The 6,052-nt window shown below is 42.6% G+C and carries 4 protein-coding genes; 1 reads left to right on the top strand and 3 read right to left on the bottom strand.

Features of this window, described 5'->3' with window-relative positions; genetic code table 11:
* Positions 1-305 precede the first annotated feature (305 nt).
* From VF500_RS17085 to VF500_RS17095, 3 genes are all read right to left on the bottom strand, one after another.
* Entirely contained in the window at positions 306-809 is a 504-nt protein-coding gene (locus VF500_RS17085) for a peptidylprolyl isomerase (protein WP_330860842.1), read from the bottom strand.
* Between the two features lie 18 nt (positions 810-827).
* Positions 828-2,843 (bottom strand): thioredoxin domain-containing protein, encoded by a 2,016-nt coding sequence (locus tag VF500_RS17090; RefSeq protein WP_330860843.1) that lies wholly within the window; start codon positions 2,841-2,843, stop codon positions 828-830.
* Positions 2,844-2,928: 85 nt separating this feature from the next.
* Positions 2,929-3,864, bottom strand: coding sequence for a hypothetical protein (locus VF500_RS17095; protein WP_330860844.1), 936 nt, complete (start codon positions 3,862-3,864; stop codon positions 2,929-2,931).
* Between the two features lie 640 nt (positions 3,865-4,504).
* Between VF500_RS17095 and VF500_RS17100 the strand changes: the two genes are divergently transcribed.
* On the top strand, positions 4,505-6,052 hold a 1,548-nt coding region (locus VF500_RS17100; RefSeq protein WP_330860845.1), incomplete at its 3' end, for a M1 family metallopeptidase.

The raw sequence follows: 6,052 nt of genomic DNA on the forward strand, positions 1-6,052 counted from the left end.
TAAGTAAACAGTTAACGGTTTTAAACCACATCAATACCTTACTAACGAGCCTTCCAAACTCTAATTTCTATTTGATGTCACAGTTTAAAACAAACGGTAAGGGGTTCAATCGAGGTATAGGCCTTTAAGCCTGGCAATGACGATAATGCACCCTTACCGTTGTTAACTTTTTCCACAAAAAAAAGGTTATTAACAAAGAAAAAGAAGCAAAAAGAAAGCTTCAACAATAATAATAACCTCTATTATTTTGTTGAAGCTAATCTAAAGGCAATGACGCTGATTATATAGCTTTGCTATTTAGCTGCTTAGTGAGCGTGGTGACCATCCGGGCCATGTGCGTGGCCGTGTGATAACTCTTCTTCAGTTGCAGGACGCACGTTAAGAATATTACCTTTAAAGTGCAGTTCCTGGCCTGCCATTGGGTGGTTAAGGTCAACAATAACGGCATCTTCGGCAATGGAAACTACCATAGCCTGGAAACGGTGGCCCTGGTTATCCTGCAAAGGCAAAATGCTGCCAATTTCAGGCAACTCTGTACCCTGGAACATTTCTTTAGGCAGGTTGGCTACTGCTTCTTCATCATATACGCCGTAAGCATCTTCAGGAGATAAGCGAAACTCGTAGGTATCACCGGTTGAAAGTGTGCTCAGGTTTTCTTCAAATTTAGGCAGCATCTGGCCTGCACCAAATAAAAAGGTTAGTGGTTGTTCCTGGGTGGTACTTTCTACCAAAGTTTCGGAACCTGTGTTTTCGCGGTCTACGTACAAATCGTAGGTTAATGATACTACGTGCTGAGGTGCAATCTTCATTGTAAATTGTTTTTAATTTTAAAATCTGGCTTCAACTTCATTAAGGGCATCAGCCGGGTTATTAGCAGGTAATCCGCAGGTTTTATCTTTACAAATGAAAATTTGTGTTGATGCACCAAACTTATCCTGCAGCAAAGGTAAACTTCCTGCATTACCGCCCAACATAATTTTATTGGGGATGTAATTATTTTCCATTTCCTTTCTGAAAGCCTCGGCTTCGGTACCTGTTATCGCAATTTCATTTATACCAAATACTTCATCAAGCAAAAGCATCACCCAGTTTGAATAGGCCGAACCATACTTTGCCAGCTGCGGCATTACGTTGCGTAACAATTGCGCCGAAACCTCAACGTAGCTTTCGTTATCAAAAAGCAAGCCTAACTTTTTAAGCACGCGTGCCATAACCGAATTGGAGGCAGGGATCACCCCATCCATAATTTCAGATTTACGGGCGATCAGCTGCTCATCATCATCGGCCGTGAAAAAGAAAATGCCCTTTGTTTCATCATAATAGTGGGTTATAGCCGTATCAGCAAGATTTTTGGCCTGCAGCAGCCAGTGCTCATTAAAGGTAACCTCATACAATGCAATAAGACCATCGATGATATTGGCATAATCATCCAAAAACGCCACAGGCTTATCCTGCGACGATGTGGCACTATAAACCCGTGATAGCCTGCCATTTTGACCAAGCAGGTTATTTAAAATAAACCCGGCATTATTCAACGCAAGTTCAAGATAGGCCAGTTTATTGAAAGTGCGGTAAGCGTCTGCAAGTCCTTTAAGCATTAACCCGTTCCACGAAGTAAGGATCTTGTTGTCCAATCCCGGTCGTACACGTATGCTGCGTGCCTCAAATACTTTTTGTTTTGACGCGTTTATTTTGGCAAGTAATTCATCAAGCGGTAAACCTAATTTTCGGGCCAGTTCTTCGTCACTATCCTTACGGAACAATACGTTCGATTCTTCCTCTTCCCAGTTGCCGTCCTCCGTAATATTATAGTAGATGCTGAACAGTCCGGCAGCATCGCCCAGGATCTCTTCTATCTCATCTTTGGTGAAAATATAAAACTTGCCTTCTTTACCTTCGCTATCCGCGTCAAGCGCCGAGTAAAACCCATAGCCGGGCGACATCAGCTCATTGGTACTAAAAGTGATGATCTCATCAATTACCTGCCTGTACAATTCATCCGGCTTCCAGGTGTAAGCTTCGGCATACAGACCGATAAGCTGAGCATTATCATACAGCATTTTTTCAAAGTGCGGTACATGCCAGCGCCCATCAACCGAATAACGGGCAAAGCCGCCGCCAACATGGTCATAAATGCCGCCAAAAGCCATTTTATGCAGTGAGAGTTTAACCTGTTGTGCAATCTCATCATCCTTCATTAAATGAGCATAGCGCATTAAAGCCAACCAGTTATTAGGCATAGGGAATTTGGGTGCATTGCCGGTGCCTCCCTCCTGCTTATCAAAATATCGTTTCCAATTATTTACAATAGCGTGCAGATCATCTTTGGTATATTCTGCCTGTGCAACCACAAATTCAATCGACTCATATTTTTGGATCCCCTCGGTAAGGCGAACGGCATAGTCTTCAGCTTCTTCGGGTTTTTGTTTGTAAAAATCGGCCAGGTTAAAGAGTAACGATGTCCAGTCGTTTTTACGAAAGTAAGTACCGCCGTAAATGGGCCTTTGATCGGGCAGGCAGATACAGTTAAGCGGCCAGCCCCCCCTGCCGCTCATGAGTTGCACGGCACTCATATAGATCTGGTCAACATCCGGGCGTTCTTCCCTATCTACCTTAATACAAACAAAATATTCGTTCATTACAGCAGCCACGGCTTCATCCTCAAAGCTTTCGTGCTCCATCACATGGCACCAGTGGCAGGCTGAGTAACCAATACTAACCAGGATCAGTTTATTTTCGGCTTTGGCTTTATCAAGGGCTTCCTTGCCCCAGGGGTACCAGTTAACCGGGTTATTGGCATGTTGTAATAAATATGGCGATGTAGAGTTGGCCAAACGATTCATATAGCTATGTATTTGCTGCAAAAATGCAGATATAATTGCACCTGTAAGTTAAATGGTGATTATTTAGAAAAGTTTTACGAGAGGACTACTTTCGGGCTAACTTCCAGTTCAACGATTCCTTTAAATCAAGTAATGTAAGATATAGACGGGTTAATCCAAATGAGCCGATCATACCATAATCTCTTATCTCCTTTTTTGTACCATCAGTAAATTTTATTATTAAATTGGCCTCTGCATCGTCGGTCCACAAAACGCTGTAACTTATTTTCTTTTTTTTGATATCAATATAATTTATCAGCGCTTTTATATTGTTCAGTTTAATTAGCGGTATATTACTAATGTAGGTATTATGGCTGCGGGCAATTGCCCGATTCATTTCCACCGTATCGTGAAACATCCTTCCCAACCCCGGATTATAAAATACTGTTCCCTGGTTGGTAACCCTGAGCGAATCAGTAACTTTTATCGCTATGGATTCGATGCCATAATTAGCAGGCTTACGATTATACTCTACAAAGCCATCAAATAAATAAATTAATGTATCTATTTGTTCGGTTTCGTTCAATTCAAGCTTTTGGTTAACCATCCTGTACCTTTTGGAATAGTAAGCAAGCATTTGTTTAGCGTTTACAGTTATTGGCTTAACCAATTGACAATAATCACCCCGGTCATTAGATAATTCAAGACATTTAAGTCCACCTTTCCCTTTATCAATTACTGCAAATATGTATAAAGACGTGTTGTTGTCTTTTACCGTAACTATCAAATCGGTAAGTTTATCATGATTAAGATCCACTCTTTCCCAAGACTTCACCTTCCATTTTAAAGCAATCTCGTTGCAATTCAACCTTTTGAGCAAAGTATCTGAAGGCATTACTTTTATCGGGGTACTACGGCCAAAAGCCTTGACGCTGATAAGTAAATCAAAAACATCCATATCTGTTTTCAACTTGTCAATAGCATTGGCCCTTGCAACTTGAGCTTCTACAACGAGGAATAAAAGAAATGAGAAATATTTCAAAAGGTGGTGCATAATGTTTAGGAATATATAAAGATACTTTTATTAAAAGTAAAGGCAATTCAATAATAATAACTTTTTGTTCCCTCAGGGTCTCTCGGAGAGGCCCCTGAGGCTCACCGCCTTCTAACATCTAACAGGATACCCGGAACAACGAATCGGCATGGCGTATACATCAGGGTCCTTTGCAAGAGACCCTGATGGGACGTAAGTTAACCCACGAAATTCATCAACCTGAAAGTTCGATAGGAGGCACCTACGGAGCCAAAAAATGCCCTCTTTTAATGCTATAAACACGTGGTTCCGCTGGGGCCGACAAGGTTTTACTACATAATCAGGTATTAATTGAGATGCTTAAGGACAGATGCACCAGAGGTGCAAAAGGTTTGTAGCATAAAAAGTATAGAAATACCCTTTGCCCCAGAGGGGTAAAACAAAACGCTTGGCTGATTAAACGACAAAGCAATTTTGTGGGGTAAACTTAAACTGCGAGAGCCCCTGATGGGGCATCAAAAGTAACATCCCCATTACAACCCTAACCTAATATGTCAAAATCACTTATATCCAACCCTTTCGGCATCTAAAATTGCCAAACTCACAAATTATTTCCCTTTATTTGCCCCCTTGTTACCAAAAATTTAAGATGAACTGTTTAAAACTGAATTATTTATTATGCGCTGTAGCGCTGATGCCCTTAACGCGAACGGCATCTGCTCAAAGTACCGACACAACAAAATACAATCACCAGGACCTTTTTGGCCCTATTACCTGGCCGGTTACCAGCGGAGGCACACGTTCTGCTGCAGGCAAGCCCTCACCAGCTTACTGGCAAAACAAGGCTGATTACCAGATTAAAGCTTCACTTAACGAAGGCAAGGACACAACCATCACCGGCGAAGTCAAAATCACCTACACTAACAACAGTCCGGATAAGTTGGATTACCTGTGGCTGCAATTGGATCAAAACCTTTTTAAACCCGACTCGCGCGGGGCAGCAGTAACTCCTTATACCGGCGACAGGTTTGATGTTCGCGGTTTTAGCCGCGGTGGTTACCATATTGCCTCTGTTGATGTTACTTACAAAGGCGAAACTTACAAAGTTGATCCGATCATTACTGATGCCCGCATGCAGCTGCGCCTCAATACCCCAATGGATGGCAAAGGCGAAAAAATAGAGATCAAGGTAAATTATGATTTTGCTATCCCCTTTTACGGTGCCGACCGTATGGGCCGCAAAAAATTCAAACAGGGCTATGTTTATGAAATTGCCCAGTGGTACCCGCGTATGTGCGTGTATGATGATGTAGAAGGCTGGAACACCTTACCTTACATGGGCTTGGGCGAGTTTTATTGCGAATACGGCGATTTTGATTACTACATTACCGCTCCGGCCAATAAAATAGTAGTTGGTTCGGGCGATCTGCAAAATCCAGAAGAGGTACTTACTCCAACCCAATTGAAAAGACTGGAAGAAGCCCGTAACAGCGATAAAACGGTAACCATAATCAGTGCAGGCGAAGTTGGCAAAGGCTCAACCCGTCCGTTTAAAGGTACGCTTACCTGGCACTTTAAAATGCAAAATACCCGCGATATCGCCTGGGGCGCTTCAGACGCTTTCATTTGGGATGCTGCAAGGGTTAACTTCCCATCGGGCCGCAAAGGCATTGCGCAGTCGGCTTACCCACTTGAAAGCTCGGGTAACGATGGCTGGGGCCGCTCAACCGAATATCTGAAAAACAGCATGGAAATTTATTCAAACCTATACTTTGAATATCCATGGAACTCGGCTGTCAATGTATCGGGCGTAGCTTTGGGTATGGAGTACCCGGGCGCTATTTTTTGTTTGAGCAACCTAAAAAAGGGCGACCTTTGGGGCGATGTTACCCATGAAATAGGTCATAACTGGTTCCCGATGATTGTAGGCTCAAACGAGCGCAAATACATGTGGCAGGATGAGGGTTTCAATACTTTCATTAACGAATATGCTACCAAGGAATTTAATACAGGCGAGTATGCTGAAAAAAGCGGTTCGGCACAAAATATACTGGCCGGTTACCGCAACAGCAAAGATCCACTCATGACCCCTCCTGAGGCTATCGGACTTAGAGATTACGGTCAATATTATACCAAAACCGCTTTAGGTTTGGATATTTTAAGAAACGTAGTAATTGGCCCCGAACGTTTTGACTAT

Origin of the sequence: Mucilaginibacter sp., from assembly GCF_036383575.1 — a bacterium.
Lineage (GTDB): Bacteria > Bacteroidota > Bacteroidia > Sphingobacteriales > Sphingobacteriaceae > Mucilaginibacter.